Origin of the sequence: Paeniglutamicibacter selenitireducens (assembly GCF_051550675.1) — a bacterium.
Lineage (GTDB): Bacteria > Actinomycetota > Actinomycetes > Actinomycetales > Micrococcaceae > Paeniglutamicibacter.
The window spans coordinates 103666-123937 of sequence record NZ_JBPULF010000009.1; the positions used below are offsets into that span (position 1 = coordinate 103666).

Annotated in this window: 16 protein-coding genes; 4 read left to right on the forward strand and 12 right to left on the reverse strand. The window is 66.0% G+C overall.

Annotated elements, in window-relative coordinates; translation table 11 throughout:
* Positions 1 to 1127: 1127 nt before the first annotated feature.
* From trxA to ACSYDW_RS15200, 5 genes are all read right to left on the reverse strand, one after another.
* Positions 1128 to 1502, reverse strand: coding sequence for a thioredoxin (trxA, locus tag ACSYDW_RS15180; RefSeq protein WP_497198340.1), 375 nt, complete (start codon positions 1500 to 1502; stop codon positions 1128 to 1130).
* Complete coding sequence (trxB, locus tag ACSYDW_RS15185) at positions 1502 to 2485, reverse strand: thioredoxin-disulfide reductase (RefSeq protein WP_438339571.1); 984 nt, start codon at positions 2483 to 2485, stop codon at positions 1502 to 1504. Before trxB ends, trxA begins: the two co-directional genes overlap by 1 nt.
* 110 nt (positions 2486 to 2595) lie before the next feature.
* Positions 2596 to 4092, reverse strand: a complete 1497-nt coding sequence (locus ACSYDW_RS15190) for a protein kinase family protein (protein WP_438339572.1) — start codon at positions 4090 to 4092, stop codon at positions 2596 to 2598.
* Positions 4093 to 4222: 130 nt separating this feature from the next.
* Positions 4223 to 5956, reverse strand: coding sequence for a murein biosynthesis integral membrane protein MurJ (gene murJ / locus ACSYDW_RS15195; protein WP_438339573.1), 1734 nt, complete (start codon positions 5954 to 5956; stop codon positions 4223 to 4225).
* On the reverse strand, positions 5940 to 6485 hold the full coding sequence (locus ACSYDW_RS15200; protein WP_438339574.1) for an NUDIX hydrolase: 546 nt from the start codon (positions 6483 to 6485) through the stop codon (positions 5940 to 5942). Before ACSYDW_RS15200 ends, murJ begins: the two co-directional genes overlap by 17 nt.
* A 168-nt stretch (positions 6486 to 6653) precedes the next feature.
* On the opposite strand from ACSYDW_RS15200, the gene ACSYDW_RS15205 reads away from it, so the two are divergent.
* From ACSYDW_RS15205 to ACSYDW_RS15215, 3 genes are all read left to right on the forward strand, one after another.
* Positions 6654 to 8096, forward strand: a complete 1443-nt coding sequence (locus ACSYDW_RS15205) for a CCA tRNA nucleotidyltransferase (RefSeq protein WP_438339575.1) — start codon at positions 6654 to 6656, stop codon at positions 8094 to 8096.
* Between the two features lie 490 nt (positions 8097 to 8586).
* Positions 8587 to 9639 (forward strand): hypothetical protein, encoded by a 1053-nt coding sequence (locus tag ACSYDW_RS15210; RefSeq protein ID WP_438339576.1) that lies wholly within the window; start codon positions 8587 to 8589, stop codon positions 9637 to 9639.
* Between the two features lie 439 nt (positions 9640 to 10078).
* Positions 10079 to 10234, forward strand: a complete 156-nt coding sequence (locus ACSYDW_RS15215; RefSeq protein ID WP_438339577.1) for a hypothetical protein — start codon at positions 10079 to 10081, stop codon at positions 10232 to 10234.
* A gap of 270 nt (positions 10235 to 10504) precedes the next feature.
* On the opposite strand, the gene ACSYDW_RS15220 is transcribed toward ACSYDW_RS15215, so the two are convergent.
* A complete protein-coding gene (locus ACSYDW_RS15220; protein ID WP_438339578.1) occupies positions 10505 to 11389 on the reverse strand; it encodes a Cof-type HAD-IIB family hydrolase in 885 nt (294 codons plus the stop codon).
* A 200-nt stretch (positions 11390 to 11589) separates the two neighbouring features.
* Here ACSYDW_RS15220 and ACSYDW_RS15225 point away from each other — a divergent pair, with 200 nt between their 5' ends.
* Complete coding sequence (locus ACSYDW_RS15225; RefSeq protein ID WP_438339579.1) at positions 11590 to 13251, forward strand: formate--tetrahydrofolate ligase; 1662 nt, start codon at positions 11590 to 11592, stop codon at positions 13249 to 13251.
* 87 nt (positions 13252 to 13338) lie between these two features.
* Here ACSYDW_RS15225 and ACSYDW_RS15230 read toward each other — a convergent pair whose 3' ends face one another.
* From ACSYDW_RS15230 to ACSYDW_RS15255, 6 genes are all read right to left on the reverse strand, one after another.
* On the reverse strand, positions 13339 to 14424 hold the full coding sequence (locus ACSYDW_RS15230; RefSeq protein WP_438339580.1) for an inositol-3-phosphate synthase: 1086 nt from the start codon (positions 14422 to 14424) through the stop codon (positions 13339 to 13341).
* Between the two features lie 148 nt (positions 14425 to 14572).
* Positions 14573 to 15802 (reverse strand): DUF6716 putative glycosyltransferase, encoded by a 1230-nt coding sequence (locus ACSYDW_RS15235; RefSeq protein ID WP_438339581.1) that lies wholly within the window; start codon positions 15800 to 15802, stop codon positions 14573 to 14575.
* Entirely contained in the window at positions 15799 to 16815 is a 1017-nt protein-coding gene (locus ACSYDW_RS15240; protein WP_438339582.1) for a hypothetical protein, read from the reverse strand. Before ACSYDW_RS15240 ends, ACSYDW_RS15235 begins: the two co-directional genes overlap by 4 nt.
* A complete protein-coding gene (locus ACSYDW_RS15245; protein WP_438339583.1) occupies positions 16802 to 18184 on the reverse strand; it encodes a polysialyltransferase family glycosyltransferase in 1383 nt (460 codons plus the stop codon). Before ACSYDW_RS15245 ends, ACSYDW_RS15240 begins: the two co-directional genes overlap by 14 nt.
* On the reverse strand, positions 18181 to 19176 hold the full coding sequence (locus ACSYDW_RS15250; RefSeq protein WP_438339584.1) for a glycosyltransferase family 2 protein: 996 nt from the start codon (positions 19174 to 19176) through the stop codon (positions 18181 to 18183). Before ACSYDW_RS15250 ends, ACSYDW_RS15245 begins: the two co-directional genes overlap by 4 nt.
* 122 nt (positions 19177 to 19298) lie before the next feature.
* Positions 19299 to 20192 carry an N-acetylneuraminate synthase family protein gene (locus ACSYDW_RS15255; protein WP_438339585.1) on the reverse strand — a complete coding sequence of 298 codons (894 nt, stop codon included), beginning with the start codon at positions 20190 to 20192 and terminating at the stop codon, positions 19299 to 19301.
* Between the last annotated feature and the right edge of the window lie 80 nt (positions 20193 to 20272).

Genomic DNA, 20272 nt, shown 5'->3' on the forward strand with positions numbered 1-20272 from the left:
TGGGAGGGCGTGTTGGGTGTCGGTGGGAACCATTCACGGCTGTCCGTGTCTCTGGATCCATGGCACCAGCGATTCCCGCGCAGCAGTCTCTGATCGGCCCAGGGATCAGGAGGGCAAGCTCCCGAATACGAGCTGCAAGGAGTAGGCGGCCCTTGGAGCAGCGTGCCGGGACAAATACAGACAGGACGCCGCATACGGCCGCCTAAGGCAGTTAGAGGGGTTGCGTGCGTTATGTTCTCCCTCTATCCAGTTGAGCGGCTGAGAGGAACGGTGCCGCCGCCGCTAACCATGCAGGTCGGGGTCGTCGAGAAGGAAACTTGCTTGGGGCGGGGTTTGTGGCACGCTGGTTCCTTGGCGCTCTTGCACGCCTGTGAGGAGATGGCCCAGGTCGGCGCCGATTCGCGACAACTCCGACCACCGTTCGTTCTCTGGGAGAACGCCCCGAAGCCGGTCCCACTGGCAGCAACTGTAGCCCGGCGGCACGGATCAGCTGCGCGCGCCCAATTTCCCGGAGGTCGCCGCAAGAATCTCCGGGGGCGGAACGGAGCGATGTGAAAGACGGGCCAAACGTGGACGGCAAACTGCGCGCGCCCCACAGCATCCGGTTTCACCAAGCAGACCAGAAACGTGGGACGGAGGGTCATCGTGGACGCCGACCCGGTGAGACCGAGTACCACCCGGGCGGGCGTGAGGTGGAAACTCGGTCTCATGCATCCAGTCGGAGGAGAGCTTCGAAGGTGAAATTCAGTTCCGTGAAGAAGCCGTGACCGGATGCGCCGGGCTTCTGCGGGAAGCGGGAATCTTATTGAAATCGAAGACACGCTTGAGTCGGGGTCGAGACCCTCCACCCATGGCAGGTGGCCGGGCAGCTCCTGGAAATGACCTCCCGGCTTGTCGTTGTGAATGAATGCATCGATTGATGCGAGCTATGAGGAAGAAGTCGAGTCGACAAGGACGAAATCCTGATCATTTTGAAAAACAACAGATTTCATATGTTTACGCACATCTGTTCCTGCAGACCCCTTGTGCCAAGGGAACCGACTGCCGTGGGGTCGTATAGGGACAAAAAAGTGCGGGCTGCTTCCGAATTGGGAGCAGCCCGCACTTTCTGAAGGTGTTACGGGAGCTTAGAGGTAAGCTGCGAATTCCTTTTCCAGAACCGGCTTGGGCTTGGCACCGATGGAAGTTGCAACGTGTTCGCCGTCCTTGAAGACGTAGACGGCAGGAATGCTCGTGATGCCGAACTTTGCCGCGATGGCCGGGTTGTCGTCGACGTTGATCTTGACGACGTCAACCTTCTCTGCGTGCTCGGCAGCGATCTGCTCAAGGATCGGAGTCAGCTGGCGGCAAGGACCGCACCACTCTGCCCAGAAGTCTACGATGACCGGCTTGGAAGCCTCGAGGACGTCGGCCTGGAAAGTAGCGTCAGTTACATCTTTGGTCTGGCTCATGGCCTGCACCTTTCGTTGTGAGTGCTTTCCTCCGGAGAGGAGAAGTGAAATTAGTTGGAAACAGCGAGGGGTTCCGTGGAAGCAGCTGCTTCCACGTCAGCCAGGAAATGCTCAACATCGATGGCTGCGGCACAGCCCGACCCGGCGGCCGTGATGGCCTGGCGGTAGGAGGCATCGATGACGTCGCCGGCGGCAAACACACCCGGCAGGCTGGTCTTCGACGTGCGGCCCTCGACCGCAATGGTGCCCTCTGCGGTCAATTCAAGCTGGCCCTTCACCAGATCGATGCGGGGGTCGTTGCCGATGGCGACGAAGATGCCCGTGACGGCTACGACCTGCTCCTCGGAAGTCTTCAGGTTGCGCAGGCGCATGCCGGTGACCTTGGCTTCACCGTCGATGCCTACTACCTCGGAATCCCAGATGAATTCGATCTTCGGGTGTGCCAAAGCGCGATCAGCCATGATCTTCGAGGCACGCAGGGAATCGCGGCGGTGAACGACAGTGACCTTCGAAGCGAACTTGGTTAGGAACAGCGCCTCTTCCATGGCGGAGTCGCCGCCACCGATGACCGCGATTTCCTGGTCACGGAAGAAGAAGCCATCGCACGTGGCACACCAGGAAACGCCGTGGCCCGAAAGTCGCTTTTCGTCCTCGAGACCCAGTTCGCGGTATGCGGAACCGGTGGAAACGATGACCGCGTGTGAACGGTAGGTTGTGCCGTCGCCGAGGGTGACCACCTTGATATCGCCGTTCAGGTCCACGGCAGTGACGTCGTCGAAAAGGATCTCGGCGCCAAAACGCTCGGCCTGCTGCTGCATGTTGTCCATCAGGTCCGGGCCCATGATGCCCTGCGGGAAGCCGGGGAAGTTCTCCACGTCGGTGGTGTTCATGAGTTCACCGCCGGCGGTGACCGAACCTGCGATGACCAGCGGCTGCAGGTTGGCACGGGCAGTGTAGATCGCAGAGGTGTAGCCCGAAGGACCCGAACCGATGATGATGACGTTGCGGACGACGTCGTTTACTTCTGTGGCCACGAGGAAGCGAACCTTTCGTATATGCGGGCTCGATTTCCAAGACCGCGTGTATGTGGGATCTATGTGGCATAACAGCCGATCCAATGGGAGTATTCCCTGGCGGGCAACCGCTAGGAAACGCGGAATTCACCGACCTGCAGGCCGTATGGACGTGATCCGTTGGCGCCGGAAGCCCGGCGTGGAAGCTCAGTGACGTTCAGGAACACGTATTGCCCCCTGAGGGCTTCACCGTCTTCTCCGCTTACTGGAACGGTAACGGTTGGCCCGGTAAATGATCCATTGCTGAGAACTTTTGCGTCATCCAGGTCATCGGTGTCGCCGACGCGAATTTCAAATGCGCCGCCGCTTCCGTTCAATCCGTCGAGCTGGATTTCCGAGATGTCGGAAGGCTCCTTCAGTTCGACGACAAGCACCATGTTCGATGCCAGCCCGCCGAATTGAGGGGAGGAGTACGAGTACGACTTGTACAAGCTGGCCGGGTTTCCGTCGATGGCCTTGGACAAGGTGCTATCGGTTTCGGCGTTCAATGAAGGGCTGTCCGGAACCACTCGCGAAATATCGGCAATCTTTGGCTTGACCAGTTCAACGGTGGGCGATTCCGTGCCGCCTTCCGTTGCCGACTCGCTGGACTGTGTCGAAGATGTCGATGCCACGGGTGCGGTGGGCCCGCCACCGAGTGCGTTGTAGGCAAAGACCACCGCAGCAACGAGAATCGCGCAGAGGACCGCACCGACCAGCAGTCGCGTGGTCTTCTTGCCGTTTTCCTGGGGTTCTTCTTCCTCGTAGTCGTCGTAGGAAGGTTCCGTATAGGTCTGGGCGGCGGCCGGGAAGCTTGAGGCTGCGCGCTGTCCGTTGTTGTCCACGGTGACACCGCGGGATCTCTGGGCAGCAGCCAAGGCCGCTGCGGAGGTTACTGCCGGTTCAGCGGATGATTCGGCAGGCGCCGGGCGGGTGGTCTGCGAGGTCTGAGCGGCTGCGGCCGCGGCAGCAGCCGGAGCGATGGGCGACACCGCAGGTGCCTGCTCCGTGGTCGAACCCACGGTTGCCGGAGGCATGGCGGGAGCGGCAGGGGTGGATGCGGACTTTGAGCGGCCAAAACGGTCCTTCAGTCCGGAGAACTTGTCGCCGAGGTTGATCTCGGGAAGCTTGCCCAGCACGGCTGGGCGATTCTCTTCCTGGGCCCGCAGGTCATCGTAGTACTCGGCGTCGTCATCGTAGGTGACAGGTTCCTTGGAACGGGAAACCCCGAAGATCTCGGTACCCAGCGTGTCGGTGTAGAACGGCTCGATGTAAGGGGCATCCGACTGGATCACGAGGTCCAAGAGGTCTGCCGATTCGGCCAGGTTTGTCACAAGGTAGGAGCGGCCCTCGGTGATGCCCAGGTCGAGCACCTGCACGGCCGCGTAGCGTTCGCCAGTGGCAATTTCCCGTGCGCTCATGGACAGCTGCTCTGAATTGGCCGGCGACCCAACAAGGACGCTTACCGGTCGGTTGAGAACCTGGTCGATGCCCTGGAGGACCTCGTCCCCATCGGCGGAGGTCATCACCAAATCAGTGACCTGGTAGCGGCCGCCAATAACGGCTCCAGCTTCGATGGGCTGCGACACGGTTCCCTCCCGGGATTGCTTTGTGATGCTGGCACCCTCATGGATGCCCCGTTCCATCGTACCGGGGCATGGGAAGTTTTATTGAGAAGCACCTTCGGCGCGGGAGCCTGTCAACGGCCCCGGACGCGCGTTAGCGACGCAGTTTTGGGATGCGTCGGGCCAATGGACCCAGGAAATTGTCCAGTTCCTCCGAGCGGATCAGGCGAAGCAGCACGATGTATGTCACGGCCATGACGCTTCCCACCACGACGATGGTGGTGACTGCGCCGACGATGGAATTCCAAGCGAATCCCCAGCTGTATCCGCCCATGAGCCAGAGAACTGCGGCACCCACCCCGCCGGACAGCACTGCCATGACACCGATGCGGATGTATGTGTCGATGACCTTGGCGCTTCCGTAGTCGCCGTATCGGCGAACCACCAGGAAGTGGGCAACCACTGCGGAAACGATGTTCGAGAGCCCGTAGATCAACGCGACAGCACGGGCGATCTCCGTGGCCGGGAGCGCCTGTACCGCTCCGAACGTCAGGGCGACCGTCATGACGGCCATCGTCGACTGGATGAGCATGGGTGTCCGGGTATCTTCCTCGGCGAAGAAAACCCGAATCATGAAGAAGTTGGCGGACTTGAAGGGCAGGCCCAGCGTGGTCAGCAGCAGGAGCTGGCCGATCGCCGCACCTTGCAGCATCGCCGTGGACGAGCTGCCGGCGAAGAGGCGACCCAACGGGCCCGCCAGGACGATGAAGGCAACCGAGGCGAAGACGATCGGAACGGCTGTGGTGCGCAGGCCGCGGGAGAGCAAAGGGCCGATGGCGTCGGGGCGTTTCTCGTGGAACGCCTTGGTGAACTCGTTGAACAGCATCGTTGCCAGGGTGAGGGCGAAGATCGAGTGCGGCAGCACGGTGATGAGCTGCGAGGTGTTCAACGCATACTCGCCCGGGATGTTGGCCCCGCCGAAGGGCATCCCCTCACGCGCTTTTGTCGCTGCGGAGACGAACTTGGAGTTCATCAGCGAGGTGATGTTGCCGACCATCATGGATGCCAGTGTCCAGGCGGCAAGCTTGCCCACGTGGCGCAAGCCCATGCCGCGCCACGCGAAGTCGGGGCGCAGGTTGAGCCCGAGCTTGTGCAGCGGCCAGAACAGGACAACTGCCTGGATCACGATGCCCAGGGTCGAACCGCCGGCCAGCAGCACGGTCTGCGCATTGGTCCATGTCGCAAGTTGGTCGCTGCCGCTCCGGTAGGAGCCGAAGAGCCCGATGTAGGTTCCGATGACCAGGATCTGCACCACGTTGTTGGCGACCGGCGCCCACATGTAGGCGGCGAATCGGCCGTGGGCGTTGAGGACCTGCCCGAAGACCGCGTAGACGCCGTAGAAGAAGACCTGGGGCAGGCACCAGTATGCGAACGCCGTTCCCATGGCCAGCATGGGCTCGCTCCAGTTGAGCGTCAGCGCCTTGATCAGCGGCCCGGCCAACATGGTCAGCAACACCGTGGCCAGGCCCATCACCACCACGGTGAGGGTCACCAGCTTGGAGGTGTATGCGGATCCGCGGTCCGAGGCTTTGGAGGCCTTGATCAGCTGGGGGACCAGCACGACGTTGAAGATGCCGCCGGCCAGGAGCATGAAGATGATCGTCGGGATGACGTTCGCCTTCTCGAAGATGTCGCCCATCGTGGTGGACGAGCCGATGGCGACGGCCAACAACGCCGTGCGGATGAACCCGAGCACCCTGGAAACCATGGTTCCGGAGGCCATGAGGGCGTATGCCTTTGACTGGCCACGCGGCTGCTGCCCGCTTGGCAATGGCGGCACCTTTGGAGGGCTGCTGGGCTTGGCGGGGTGTTTAGATACCTGGGACATAATTCGGGAGCACTTCGCGCGCTAGATCGGCGATGCGCCGTTCATTGGGGAAGGACAGGCGCTTGCCCAGATCAAGAAGGGGTACCCAGGCCACATCGACGGCCTCGTGATCTGGATCGTTTTCGATGGTGAGTTCGCCGCCGGTGGAGCGGAGCAGGAAGTGGTGGACGGTCTTGTGCACCCGGTAGTTGGTGACGGTGAACCAGTAGTCGACCGAACCCAGCGGGGCAAGGATCCGCCCGGCGATGCCGGTCTCTTCCTCGATCTCGCGCATTGCCGCTTCTTCGTTGGTTTCGGCGCCTTCGGGGTGTCCCTTGGGCAGGCACCATTCCAGGCGGCCGCCACGGTTGTACCTGGCGATGATGGCAACAGGCAACGACGGGAGGGACGTATCGATGACCACGCCCCCGGCCGAAACTTCCTCCACGGTGGGCAGCGGATGATGGCCGGAACCCGGTTGCGCCTGCGCATGCGCCATTGACGCGGTCAACGGCGTGCGCTTCGGGGCGCTGGGAACTGGATGGGCCATGGAAACCACTCTATCTATCTTTTGGCAACCATAGTGGCTTGCCCCGCCCGTTGAGGACACCCGAGTCGCACATATCGCACCTATTTATGGAGCGTGTCGGAGCTAACGACAGATGTGTGCGACTTCGAACGTGGCACTATCAGGAAAATCTGGCACCCTTAAAGGACTATGCAGCAGCTTCCCACTCGCCAGGTCCTGTCCGAGATTTTGCCCCCCGTCGTCTTTGAACTGGGGCAGCGTTTTGTCGACGCCGGATTCGAGCTCTCCCTGGTCGGAGGGCCGGTGCGCGACCTCTTCCTGGGAAGGGTCTCACCGGACCTCGACTTCACCACGAGCGCCAGCCCGGACGAGACCCTCGCCGCCGTTGCCGGTTGGGCCGATGCCACCTGGGAAGTGGGACGCGACTTCGGCACCATTGCGTTGCGCAAGGGCGAACACACCATCGAGGTGACAACCTACCGTGCCGACGCCTACGATCCTTCCTCGCGCAAGCCGGTCGTTGCCTTCGGCGACAAGCTCGAGGACGACCTGTACCGCCGGGACTTCACCATGAACGCCATGGCCCTGCGCCTGCCGAGCCTTGACCTCGTGGATCCGTACAACGGGGCACGGGACCTCGAAGAAGGGGAGATCCGTACCCCGGGTGCGCCGTCGATGTCCTTCTCGGACGACCCGTTGCGCATGATGCGCGCCGCCCGCTTCGCCTCCCAGCTGGGCATCACCGTGGCCAAGGACGTCCTGGAGGCCATGACGGAGATGTCGGGGCGCATCGAGATCATTTCGGCCGAACGCGTGCGCGACGAACTGGTCAAGTTGATCAACGGCGTCGACCCGCGTGCCGGGATCGACCTGCTGGTGGAAACCGGACTTGCAGACCTGGTGCTGCCCGAAGTCTCGGCGCTGCGGCTGGAAATCGACGAGCATCACCGCCACAAGGACGTCTACCAGCACTCGCTGACGGTCCTGGAACAGGCCATGGGACACGAAACCGGCGCCGACGGACCGGTCCCCGGGCCGGACTTCGTGCTGCGTTTCGCGGCGCTGATGCACGACATCGGCAAGCCCGCCACCAGGAAGTTCGAACCCAGCGGCGCGGTGAGCTTCAGGCACCACGACGTGGTCGGCTCCAAACAGGTCAAGGCACGCATGCGCGCCCTGCGCTTCGACAACGACACCATCAAGGCCGTCGCCCGACTGGTGGAGCTGCATATGCGCTTCTACGGGTACGGCGATGCCGGCTGGAGCGATTCGGCCGTGCGCCGCTACGTCCACGACGCAGGCGACCTGCTGGAGCGCTTGCACAGGCTCACCCGGTCGGATGTCACAACGCGCAACCGCAAGAAGGCGGACAGGCTGTCCTTCGCTTACGACGACCTCGAGGCGCGGATCAAGGAGATCAGCGAAAAAGAGGAAATGGCTGCGGTGCGTCCGGATCTCAATGGCCAGCAGATCATGGAGCTTCTGGGCCTGAAGCCCGGTCCCGTGGTCGGCCGCGCCTACAACTTCATGCTCGAACGGCGCCTCGACGAGGGGCCGACGGAGCCGGAAGCTGCCATCGAGGCACTTCGCCGGTGGTGGGCGGAGCAGCCGGAGTCCGCCGAACAGGACTAGCCGGCTTCCTGGCGCTTCCCCCGAGGGTTTGGCATGCCCCCAAATACTTCCACGCCAAACCCCCGGGGCCATCCGCAGCACGGCCCGCTCACGGAACTCATTTAAGTCCCCGCCTGCCGCGGTTGTTCCCCAACAACCGCGGGCAATTCGAGATGCGCACCGTAGCCATGCCCCGAAGGGAATGGATGCGTGTACTGCGCACCCGCGGACCTGATGCAGGGCCGCGCCACTTCGGGCTGCCGCAAGGCGGGCTTGCCCCCGCGGGACCCGCGAGCCGTTCCTCGCAGGCCCCACCTACGACGCTAGGCCGTGCGCCTGCGCGAAACGACGAAATTTCCGTGTCCCGAACAACCCCGAACGGGTTCGACCGCCCCCGGGTAGCCACCGCGAAACACTCCTCATGGCCAATCCGGCTGGCTATAATCTGGAGGGTTCGGCATGTCGCCGAGGTGTGTTCCTGACGGAACTTGTCTGCTGGAAGAGGTTGGCGATGTCGGAGCAAATGCAGGACCCCGCCCACGGGATTGAGACCTACGACGCCATAGCCACCGACTTGCAGCGGCTTCGGTTTGACGCCGGAGATATTCCCTATGCGGAAATTGTCCGCCGGATCACGGAGCACCGTCTGCAGAACGGCGTTCCGGCCGCTGCCTCGCGCCCGGCCCGAACGACCGTCTATGACGCATTCCGCCTGGGCCGCAGTCGCGTCAACCCGACCCTCGTCGGGGAAATCGTCCGCGCCCTCAATGTTTCCGAGGACGACGTCGAAAAGTGGGAGATCCGCTGCTTGCGGGCCCGCAGGCAGCTGGATCCCGAGGTCGCCGCGGGGACGCCGGTTCCCGATGCGAAACCGGAGGATACAGGGACGAGGGCGAGGCGTCCCGCGCTGCGGGCTTCGGTAGTGCTCATGGCGGCGTGCGTCGGGATCAATGTCGTCGGATTCTCCATCGTTCCCTGGCTCTCGCTGCCCCTCTACCTGGACATGGTGGGTACGGCGATCTCGGCGCTGGTCCTGGGACCGTGGCATGGAGTTGCCGTGGGGCTTGCGACGAACGTGATTGGGCTGTCAATCACCGATTCCTCGTCGATCTGGTTCGGGCTGGTCAACGTCGTCGGTGCCTTGATCTGGGGTTACGGTGCCCGCCGGTTTCGGATGTGCCAGTCGTTTTCCCGCTACGTAATGCTCAACGCGATAGTCGCCGTTGCATGCACCCTGGTTGCCACAACGCTGCTTGTGCTGCTCTTCAATGGCGCCACGGGGCATGCTGCGGAGGACACCACCGACGCCTTGGTGCAGATGGGGGAGCCCCTCACCCTGGCCGTGTTCACCTCGAACCTTGTGCATTCGCTGACGGACAAGGGGCTGGCGGCATTTGCTGCGCTGGGAGCCATGGGGTTCATTGGGCGTTGGTTCGAGGTGCCGTTCCGGGTGTCCTTGGTGGAAACAAGGCCCCATGGCCTGCTGAGGATGGCGAACAGGTTTGCCGTCCGTGGGTCCCGGGGTTCCGCCGCCGGTTCCCCGGCCGTGGGGGACACGCACTAGCCGGGCAGGATCCCACGCTCGTACGCTCGCCTCATTGGCCCCGACCGCCGGCCGGGGCCACTTTTCTGCCGCCTGTGCGGAGGTGCGGAGGGGTTTGATTCGATGAAATTAAGAATTCTTCGGGAAAAGCTAGCGCATCCGCTGGTGGGTGTGTATCGTGGAACCTGTGATTGAGAAGTCTCAATGAGACGTCGAGATCGACAAGACAATATTGGCGCCGGATTCGTCTGGCAAGTTCTTCCAGAAAAGGAGGTGGGAATGATGAATATTTCAATGAATATCGCGGGCTACTTCGTGCCCCGTCACGGCTTCGGCGGCACTACCGTCCGAGCAACTTCCCCAGCCTCCGGAATGGCGCCCTGCTAGCTAACACCTGGCGATACAAAGTTCCCGAGGCTGATGAGTCACTAATCGACCAAATCCTTGAGGAACTTTCATCATGTCTACCCAGATCGCCTCGATCACCCTCCCGGCTGTACGCTCCGCCGAATTCATCTTCGCCGGACCGGAAGTGTTGCACGCTCGCACCCCAAAGGCCGCGGACAAGGCCTCTTTCCGCACCCCGAAGAAGGCTGAAGGGAGGGAAACGCCGTGAACGCAAAAAACCGCAAGCCACAGAGCCAGCTCTGGCTTCAGACGCAGTTCAACCCCGCCCCGCGGGATCGAGAACTTCGCCACCACCTACCCATGGACATGCAATTCCGCATCCGATGAGTGAATTAGGCCCACGCCGCTGATACGGCGGGTCCGGAATTCAGATCACTCACCGAACTTGGAGTTGCAACGTGATACACATCGATCCCCACTGTGCAAAGCCCGCCGGCTTCACCGGCGGGCTTTGCCGCTTAAGCGGGGGCCACGGTGGCTAACCCAGGAGGGAGCGCCAGTGGCGAAGGAAGGCGAGCCCCGCGTGGTCGTGGATGACGTCGCTTCCGAGCCCCAGCGACCTCGCCGTGAGGACCGGATACGGTTTGCCGGTCGGGATCCCGTCGCCCGGGCGCACGTCCACATGGCTTACCGGGTGCCCGTTGCCTGCCAGCCAGTCAGCCATCGCGTAATCGGTGCGCGAGTCCCCGACGGTGAACCACGACGCGGGTTCGATGCCGTCGGCGGCGAGGAGTTCAATGGTGCGCCGGGCACCCAGGTCCTTGCCGAGTTCGACCGATTCGATGTCCGTGGAGATGATGGTCGGGTCCACGCGGTAGTCCACGGCGTCGCCGCTGTCCGGTTGGCGGACCTCAAGGCGCTCCACCCCGAGGTCGTGGCGGCCCATGGCCCGCATGGCGGCGGCGTCGAAGTGCTGCTGCGCGGCGCGGTATTCGCCGTTGTCGGCATCGATGTGTTGCTCGACTGAGACCATGGCCCGCTTCGTCTCGTCAAAGAACATGTGCCCGTCGAAGTCCGACTCCACCAGCCCGCGGATCTCGTCGGCATAGCGGGAGGGGACGGCCAGCCCGTGGTCCACGTGGACGTCGCCGGCGCCGTGGGCATCGAAGGTGAACCAGGTGGCACCCTTTTCACAGATCGCGTGGATCTTCAGGTCCGAAGGCATGCCCGCCGCAATCATCGGCTCCATCACCTGTAGTTTGATGAACTCGTCCGAGCGCCCGGTGTTGAAGACCACCGGGATCCCGGCGGCGGCGAGCTCCACCAGGAGGGAGATGATTTCCGGGGCCACGTCGCGGGTCTCCGGGGACGCGATGGGTCCGTCGACGTCGAGCAGCAGGGCAAAAGCGGGGTGTGTGGGCATGGTTCCCATTCTCCCACCGGCCGGTCCGTGGCACGGAATCCGCGGGGCACGCGGGGGCACCCGCGGGTCTGACACGGCGTGCCTGCGGTGGTAGCTTGAAGGGAGTACGGCCGTGCCGCAAACATCGGCCCGGCCCCGCTCCAGAACACCGGGATTCCAGACAGGGGACACCTAGTATGACGACGACGTCAGCAGCCGACATGAGCGATCTTGCCATTGCCTCGCGAGCCGTGCTCGAACCCATTGCGGCAATCGCCCGCCGCGCAGGGATCCCGGAGGAAGCGCTCGAGCCCTACGGCAGGTTCAAGGCGAAGATCGACACCTCCCTGCTGCCCGCCACCGGGACGCAGCCCGGGAAGGTCGTTCTGGTCAGCGCCATGTCGCCGACGCCGGCGGGGGAAGGCAAGTCGACGCTCACGGTGGGCCTGGGCGATGCCATCGCTGCGACAGGCACCAGGACCATGATCGCGCTGCGCGAACCGTCGCTGGGCCCGATCTTCGGGATGAAGGGCGGGGCCACCGGCGGCGGGTACTCGCAGGTGCTGCCCATGGACGAGATCAACATGCACTTCACCGGCGACTTCCACGCGATCACCAGCGCCAACAACCTGCTGATGGCCCTCGTGGACAACCACCTGCACCAGGGCAACGCGCTGGGCCTCGACCCGCGCCGGATCACCTTCCGGCGCGTCATCGACATGAACGACCGCGCGCTGCGCAACATCGTGGTCGGGCTGGGCGGCCCGACCGAGGGGGTTCCGCGCGAGACCGGGTTCGACATCACCGTCGCCTCCGAGGTCATGGCGGTGTTCTGCCTGGCCACGGGGATCGCCGACCTGCGGGCGCGGCTTGCCGCGATGACCATCGGGTACACCTACGACAAGGTCCCCGTCACGGTGGGGGACCTGGGTGCCGAGGGTGCCATGACGATGCTGCTCAAGGACGCGATGAAGCCCAACCTGGTGCAGACCATGGCGGGCACCCCGGCGCTGATCCACGGCGGCCCGTTCGCGAACATCGCCCACGGGTGCAACTCCGTCATCGCCACGAACACGGCCCGCGCCCTGGCGGACGTGGTGGTCACCGAGGCCGGGTTCGGCGCCGACCTGGGTGCGGAGAAGTTCATGGACATCAAGGCGCGCTACTCCGGGGCCAACCCCGACGCCGTGGTACTGGTGGCCACGGTCCGCGCGCTGAAGATGCACGGCGGGGTCGCGAAGGACGCACTGAAGGCGGAGAACGTGCCGGCCGTCCGCGAGGGCCTGGCCAACCTGGCCCGCCATGCGCGCAACATCGGGAAATTCGGGATCAAGCCCGTGATCGCGATCAACAGGTTCACCCTCGACACCGACGCCGAGCTGGCCGTGGTGACCTCGTGGGCCGCCGCCCACGGGATCGAGTGCGCCGTGGCGGACGTCTGGGGGCAGGGCGCTGCCGGCGGGGCGGAGCTGGCCCGTGCGGTGCTGCGGGCCATCGAGGAGCCGTCGGACTTCGCCCCGCTCTACGACCTGGAAGTGGGCATCGAGGGAAAGATCCTGACGGTGGTCCGCGAGATCTACGGCGGCGCGGACGTGGAGTACTCCGCCGCGGCCAAGCGCATGCTCAAGCAGATCCACGCCAACGGCTGGGGCAACCTGCCGGTGTGCATGGCCAAGACGCAGTACTCGTTCTCCGACGACCCGACGCTGCTCGGGGCCCCGGAGGGCTTCACGCTGCAGGTTCGCGACCTGATCCCCAAGACCGGGGCCGGGTTCATCGTGGCGGTGACCGGCGCGATCATGACCATGCCGGGACTGCCGAAGGTGCCGGCGGCGATGCGCATGGACGTCGACGAAAACGGCCAGGCCGTCGGGCTCTTCTAGCCCCGGGGGCTTAACGCACCGTGGCTGCCGTTCCCCGCGCGGGGAACGGCAGCCACAGGTGCACGGTGCGGTGCGGGCGCTCCGGGTTTAGCGCTCCACGTCGCCGCGGATGAAGGCCTCGACCTTTTCCTTGGCGATGTCGTCGTTGTACTGCTCCGGCGGGGACTTCATGAAGTAGGAGGAGGCCGAGAGGATCGGCCCGCCCACGCCGCGGTCCAGGGCGATCTTCGCGGCGCGCACGGCGTCGATGATCACGCCGGCGGAGTTCGGGGAGTCCCAGACCTCCAGCTTGTATTCCAGCGAGACCGGGGCGTCGCCGAAGTTGCGGCCCTCGAGGCGCACGAAGGCCCACTTGCGGTCGTCGAGCCAGGCGACGTAGTCGCTCGGGCCGATGTGCACGTCGTCCTCGGCCAGCTCGGCGGAGGTGTTGGAGGTGACGGCCTGGGTCTTGGAGATCTTCTTGGACTCCAGGCGGTCGCGCTCAAGCATGTTCTTGAAGTCCATGTTGCCGCCGACGTTCAGCTGGTAGGTGCGGTCCAGGGTCACGCCGCGGTCCTCGAAGAGCTTGGCCATCACGCGGTGCGTGATGGTGGCGCCGATCTGGGACTTGATGTCGTCGCCGACGATCGGGACGCCGGCGGCGGTGAACTTGTCCGCCCATTCCTTGGTGCCGGCGATGAAGACCGGCAGGGCGTTGACGAAGGCGACGCCGGCGTCGATGCAGGCCTGGGCGTAGAACTTGGCGGCGGCGTCGGAGCCGACCGGCAGGTAGCAGACCAGGACGTCGACCTGTGCGGCCTTGAGCGCCGCGACCATGTCCACAGGCTCGGCGGCGGACTCGGTGATGGTCTGGCGGTAGTACTTGCCCAGGCCATCGAGGGTGTGGCCGCGCTGCACGGTGACGCCGGTCGCCGGGACGTCGGCGATCTTGATGGTGTTGTTCTCGGAGGCGAGGATGGCGTCGGCCAGGTCCAGCCCGACCTTCTTGTCGTCGACGTCGAAGGCGGCAACGAATTCCACGTCGTTGACGTGGTACTTGCCGAACTGCACGTGCATCAGACCGGGAATGGTGGCCTGGGGGTCTGCATCACGGTAGTACTCGACACCCTGAACCAACGACGTGGCGCAGTTTCCCACGCCGACGATTGCAACCCGAATCGGATTTTCCGACACCTTGTCTCCTCAAACTGTTAACTTCTGGGCAGGGGAAGACCCACCGTCCAGTTCTTTAACAATGCTAAGTGAGAATGCCGCCCGGTTATTCCCCGGCGGTGCGCGCCGGTGGCGCACGGCACGCGCCGCCGCCCGCCGCCCGCGGGGCTCAGAGGCTGGCCAGGCGCCGCCGGACCTTGCGCAGCGCGGCAAGCACGGGACGCGGCAGCCGGGTCCGCAGACGCGAGCGCAGGCGCTTGCGCAGCGCCGGCTCGCGCACCAGGGCCAGCTGCGCCTCGCTTGTCGCAAGCTGCCCGCGACGGGCCTTCAACGCGTAGCTTTCCAGTGCCGAGGCGAACTCCGGCCCGCGGCGGTGGAAGTAGTTCTCGCGCAGCCACGCCCGGTTGGGCGGGGAGAACTGCAGCCCCTGGGCGTCCTCGAGGGTGCCCAGCAGTCCCGAGCCGCGGAACACGGTGTTGAGCATCGCCTCGTTGAGGCCGAAGTCGGTGAGCACCAGCACCGGCAGCCCGCGGTCGATGGCCTCCAGTGCCGCGGTGGAGGAGACGGTCAGCAGCGCGGCGCCCGGGACCAACACGGCATCCATGGGCCCCGTGGCGAATTCCACGTGGTGCGCGCCCACCGCCCCGCGCGCGGCGAGGTCCCCCCAGAGGGTGTCGAAGGGGAAGGCCTCCGCGTGGGTCTGCGGTTCCCCGGCCCGCGCGCGCAGCTTGACCACGACGCGGACCTGCGGGTTCAGCCGGGCCGTGGCGTCCAGCGCCAGCAGGATCGCCTCGCGCTCGGCGCGCTCCACCGGGACCTTGGCCTGCGCGGCGAACACCACCGAGGTGACGGGTCCCTCCTGCGGCTGCGGGAAACCGGCGGTGCGCAGGAAGGGCAGCTTCGAGACCATGACCTCGGGGCGGTGCTCGGCCTCGCGTTGCGCCAGCTGGTCGAACTCTCGGGCCTCGGCGTGGGAGTGCACGATGAAGGCATCGCCCATGCGCCGGAACCGCCACCCCTTGGCCGTCGCCGGGTAGGCGACGCCGGGAAGCGCGGAGACCAGTGCTGCGGGGCGCGGCTTGCTGCCCCGGGTGCGCAGCAGCTTGCCGAAGACCTCCTTGACCACGGGCCCGGTGGCCGCGGCAAAGACGACGTCGGCCTCCAGGGCGGCGGGATCGAGTGCGGAGAGCGGCAGCACCTCGATGCCGTCGCGGGTGAAGGGCGTGCCGAGGATTGCGGCGTCGACCTGCTCGTCGGTGGGCACCAGCGGGGTGCGCAGGATGACGACGCGGCGGTCCCAGCCGGGGCCTAGCGCGTCGAGCGTGGTGCAGGCGAGCTTCAGGTAGGAGTCGGAGTCGGCGACGGCGAGGATGCGGGGGCGGAATTCCGTGGTGGTCATGGGGTGTGCAGCTCCAGGGACGAGGAAAGGTGGGCGCGCAGGTGGGCGGAGGCGGAGGGCTTCCACCAGTGCTCCGGGACGTCGTGGCCGAGGACGCGTACGCCGTTGGCACCCAGCAGCAGGCGCAGGGAGGGAAGCGCCGTGGACGGGAGGGCGCGGACGACCTGCCCGCGGCGCAGCGAGCGCAGGCGCATCTCCACGGGGATGGTGTGGGCGTGGACCGTGGTGCGGCCCTGCGCGGCGAGCCGGGAGAGGAAGGCGCCCGATTCGCGCCGGTGCGGGAAGTAGGCCAGGGGCCCTTCCTCGGCCAGCGCGCGCAGCCAGTGGAAGTACTGCTCGGCGTCGATCAGCCCGTCCGCGGCAAGCGCCGAGCCCACCACCACCGTGGGTTCGGCGATGCGTTCGGTGGCCGGCTGGGTGTTGAGCCACTCGAAGCCGTGGTGCTCGAGGTGCCCGCCGAGCGCACGGAACCTGCGCGCGGTGTCCTCTGGCACCGGCAGGCCGGTGAAGACCAACAGCCGGCCGGCCCGGGCCAGGGCGCGGAGCCTGAACCAGCAGGCGGTACCGAGCGCCCGGCGGGCCGCGCCGGGGGTCGAGCGCGGACGCACCAGCGCCGTGGGCTCCTCGCTGACCAGGGCCGCGAGGAGCCCGAGCGTTGCCATGCCGTCGTCGATGACGACGACCTCGCGCACCCCGATGTAGCCGAGCAGGGCCCGCTGCACGCGGCCCGAGTATGCATCCCCGGTGGCCCAGCGCCGGGCGCCGGTGGATCCGGGTGAGGGCGGGGCGGCTCCGGGGGCGGCGAACTCCACGCCCTCGGGGGCCTGTGCCATGAGGGCGTGCAGCGTGGCGTCAAGGGCAGTGGTGCCCCCGCGCGGGTGGATGCGGCTGGTGCTGCCCAGCAGCCCGGCCCCGTGGGCCTCCACCGCCGAGAGCATCTGCAGGGGCGATTCCACCCACACCTCGGCATGGCCGAAGCGCGGCCTGGCCACCGCCGAGTCAACCGGAAACACGTCGGGAGGCTTCCTCGAGGGTGCGGGCCAGCCGGGAGAGCGAGCCCGCGCCCGCGGCCACGGCCCGGCTCCGGATGCGCCGTGCCCAGTGTGTTTGTTCCCGGGTGCGCTGCGGCGGGTGGGCCCACCGTGGAGGCAGGTCCAGCGCCGCCAGGCGCTTGCGCTTGAAGTGCGCGCTGTAGCGCGGGTAGTGCCGCTCCAGGAACTCGGCGGCCCCGGCGCGGAGCCCCGGCAGGTTCTCGTGCTGCATGCAGTAGGCCACGGCCCGCAGCAGGCCGCCGAGCTCGTCGTCGCCTGCCCCTGCCTCGGCCAGGGCCAGCGCCGGCGGCTCAAGTCCGGAGACCAGCAGGGCGTCGACGATGGACAGCGGGATACGGTTGCTGTTCTGGTAGGGGCTCAGGTCCTGGAGCAGCTCGGTGGTGCCCACCGCCAGGACCGGCACTCCGAGCATGTACCTGGCGCTGAGCAGCGCCGTGGAGAAGCAGGAGATGACAACGCGCGGGCGTGCCAGTTCGATGACCGTCTCGGCCAGCAGCGGAGTCTCGAGGATCCGGAAATCCAGGCCCAGGTCATGCGCCTTGGCATGCAGCAGCCGTGCCGCCGTGGGTCCGGCGCTGGGGTGCGGCTTGAAGACCACGGTTTCGGCGCCGGCGTCACGCGCGGCCAGCAACATCCCGGTGTGCAGCTCGAGCTCCCGGGCCGTGTCAAGGATGCCGAGGGACCCGAGGTACTGGCCCAGCACCAGCGCCGCGCCAGCGGGCACCTCGAGCTGCCCGGGCGGCAAGCTGAGCGCCAGCTCGGCGAAGATCGCTGCCAGCTGCTCCAGGTGCAGGGCGCGGCGTTCGACCGGGGCCTCGAGCAGCAGCAGCGGCTCCAACCCCGGGACCAGGTCGATGTGGATGGCCATCTGCAGGCGCTGGAGCATGTGCAGGGGCAGCGTGCTGCGGGTGGGGCCGTAGGACATGAGCCCGTCCGAATGCACGGCGATCGGCGCATCGAAGAAGATCCGTGCCAGCGCCCGTGCGGGGTTGACCTGGATGGACTCGAGGACCAGGCCCACCGGTCCGTCGCCGAGGCCCCAGCGGTGGCGCAGCAGCGACTCGAAGAGCGGCAGTTCCTCGTTGCGCGGGTTGAACTGCTGGCACCTGCGTGGCCAGAGCAGCTCCGCGAGGTCCACGACGTCGTCGAAGCGCGCGGCGAGCAGCTCGAAGCCGGGGCTTTCACGCAGCGGCAGGGTGATCTCCGGAACCTGGCTTCCGCCGGCGAGCACCAGCACCCGCCGGTCCGCCGGTGGCAGCAGCCCGGAATCGACCATGGCGGCGAGCGTGGCGAGCTGGAAGTAAGTGGATGCCTGGACAAGCTGGATCATGCGGCAACCTTCCGGGTCCCGGCATCGGGATGCAGCCCGGCAAGCATCTCGCGGCGTGCGGGATCGAGCTGTTCCAGCGAGACCTCCAGCAATGCCGGGGGCAGCGCGGCGAGCTGCTGTCCGATGCCCTCGCGCAGTTGCGCGCGCAGTTCCGGCGTGCCGTCGACCGAGCGCTTGAGGTGGTGGCAGGCGATCGCGAGGAACTGGCGCAGCGCCTTGGCGCGGTGCGGCGCGTGGCCCTCGTCGCCGAGCACCAGACCGATGATGCCTGCATAGGCGGGGAGGAAGTCCAGCTGGCGTTCGTCGAAGACCTGGGTGAGCGAACCGGGCAGCCCGCGCCGGTAGAAGACCCCGGGGGCGTTGAGCACCGCGTAGCTGGAGGTGCGAAGCGCCAGCTGCCAGAGCCAATGGCGGTCTTCGCAGGTGCGCAGGTCCTCGTCGAAGGCCGGCGCTGCCTGGGCCAGGGCCGAGGCCCGGTACATTCCCGCCCAGACGAAGGCGTAGTCGATCATGGTGTCCATGTCCACGGGCGAGATGGCGTCGCGCGGGTCAAGTGCGGTGTTGCGCAGGGCCTGCGGGGCCCGGTGCAATACCCTGTTGCCTCCGGTGACCCGGACGTGGTCGCAGCGCACGAAGTCCACCTCCAGCCGCTCGAGCCCCTCGGCCAGCGTGGCCAGGTGGGTGGAGGACATCCAGTCGTCGGGGTCGAGGAACACGATGAACTCCCCGGTGGCGTGGGCCAGGCCGGTGTTGCGTGCGGCGGAGACCCCGCGGTTGCGCCCGTGTTCGATGACGCGCAGGCCGGGCAGCCGGTCGGCGAACTCCCGGGCCAGCTCGGGGGTGGCGTCGGTGGAGGCATCGTCGATGACCAGTACCTCGAGCTCGCGGTGGCCGAGCTCCTGGCGGGCCAGGGACTCCAGGGCGTCGCAGATGTACTCCTGCTGGTCCATGGCGGGGATGATGACGGAGATGCGCGGTGTGGGTGGCGACATGCGGATGGTGGCGATCCTTGGAGTCGGGGTGTCGGGTGAAGAACGGTGGCCAAACGGGTACGGGGGCCGGGGAACCGAGGAACGGTTCACCGGCCCCCGCACCCGTCGACGGTGCCTGTGGGCTAGGCGTCCACGCGGCGCAGGCGGCTCAGCGGTGCCAGCTCGCCCGGGAAGACGCGCTTCACGCCGTCGCCCATGGCCGACTCGAGGATGCGGATGTCGCGGATCAGTGCCTCGAAGCCCTTCGGCTCCAGCGAGGAGGCCTGGTCCGAGCCCCACATGGTGCGGTCAAGGGTGATGTGGCGTTCGACGGTCACGGCGCCCAGGGCGACGGCCGCGAGCGAGATCTGCAGGCCGCGTTCGTGGCCCGAGTAGCCGACCGGAACCTGGTAGCGCTCCTGCAGCGTGGTGATGGTGCGCAGGTTCGCCTCTTCCGGGGGCAGCGGGTAGGTGGAGGTGGCGTGCATCAGGACCAGGTTGTTGGTGCCCAGGGTCTCCACGGCCTTGTCGATCTGCTCGATCGTGGACATGCCGGTGGAGAGGATGATCGGCTTGCCGGTCTCGGCCAGGGCCTTCAGCAGCTCGATGTCGGTGACGGAGGCGGAGGCGACCTTGTGGGTCACGGCGCCCTGCTCCTCCATGAAGTGCACGGACGGGACGTCCCACGGGGAGGCGAAGGCGTGAAGGCCCAGCGAGGCGGCGTAGCGGATCAGTTCCTTGTACTGGGCTGCGTCGAACTCGACCTTGTAGCGGTAGTCGAGGTACGTCATCTCGCCCCACGGGGTGGAGCGGATCTTGTCGCGCATGTCCATCGGGGTGGAGATGTCCGGGGTGCGCTTCTGGAACTTCACGGCGTTGGCGCCGGCCGCGGCAGCGACGTCGATCAGCTGCTTGGCGATCTGCATGTCGCCGTTGTGGTTGATGCCGATCTCGCCGATCACGTAGACGGACTGGCCGGTGCCCAGCAGCTGGTCTCCGATGGCGACGGGTGCGGTTTCCAGGGTGGTGATGCTCATGGTTTCTTGCCTTTCGGAGGTTTCCCGGACCGGTGTTGGTGTTTGGCTTGTGGTCTCGGGTGGTGGGTATGGAAAATCGT

Excerpts from the sequence above, each read along its gene's own strand:
- ACSYDW_RS15255 (WP_438339585.1), bottom strand. The coding sequence starts at position 20,192 with ATGAGCATCACCACCCTGGAAACCGCACCCGTCGCCATCGGAGACCAG.
- murJ (WP_438339573.1), bottom strand. The coding sequence starts at position 5,956 with ATGTCCCAGGTATCTAAACACCCCGCCAAGCCCAGCAGCCCTCCAAAG.
- ACSYDW_RS15215 (WP_438339577.1), top strand. The coding sequence starts at position 10,079 with ATGTCTACCCAGATCGCCTCGATCACCCTCCCGGCTGTACGCTCCGCC.
- ACSYDW_RS15245 (WP_438339583.1), bottom strand. The coding sequence starts at position 18,184 with ATGATCCAGCTTGTCCAGGCATCCACTTACTTCCAGCTCGCCACGCTC.
- ACSYDW_RS15205 (WP_438339575.1), top strand. The coding sequence starts at position 6,654 with ATGCAGCAGCTTCCCACTCGCCAGGTCCTGTCCGAGATTTTGCCCCCC.
- ACSYDW_RS15220 (WP_438339578.1), bottom strand. The coding sequence starts at position 11,389 with ATGCCCACACACCCCGCTTTTGCCCTGCTGCTCGACGTCGACGGACCC.
- ACSYDW_RS15225 (WP_438339579.1), top strand. The coding sequence starts at position 11,590 with ATGAGCGATCTTGCCATTGCCTCGCGAGCCGTGCTCGAACCCATTGCG.
- ACSYDW_RS15200 (WP_438339574.1), bottom strand. The coding sequence starts at position 6,485 with ATGGCCCATCCAGTTCCCAGCGCCCCGAAGCGCACGCCGTTGACCGCG.
- ACSYDW_RS15235 (WP_438339581.1), bottom strand. The coding sequence starts at position 15,802 with ATGACCACCACGGAATTCCGCCCCCGCATCCTCGCCGTCGCCGACTCC.
- ACSYDW_RS15250 (WP_438339584.1), bottom strand. The coding sequence starts at position 19,176 with ATGTCGCCACCCACACCGCGCATCTCCGTCATCATCCCCGCCATGGAC.
- ACSYDW_RS15210 (WP_438339576.1), top strand. The coding sequence starts at position 8,587 with ATGTCGGAGCAAATGCAGGACCCCGCCCACGGGATTGAGACCTACGAC.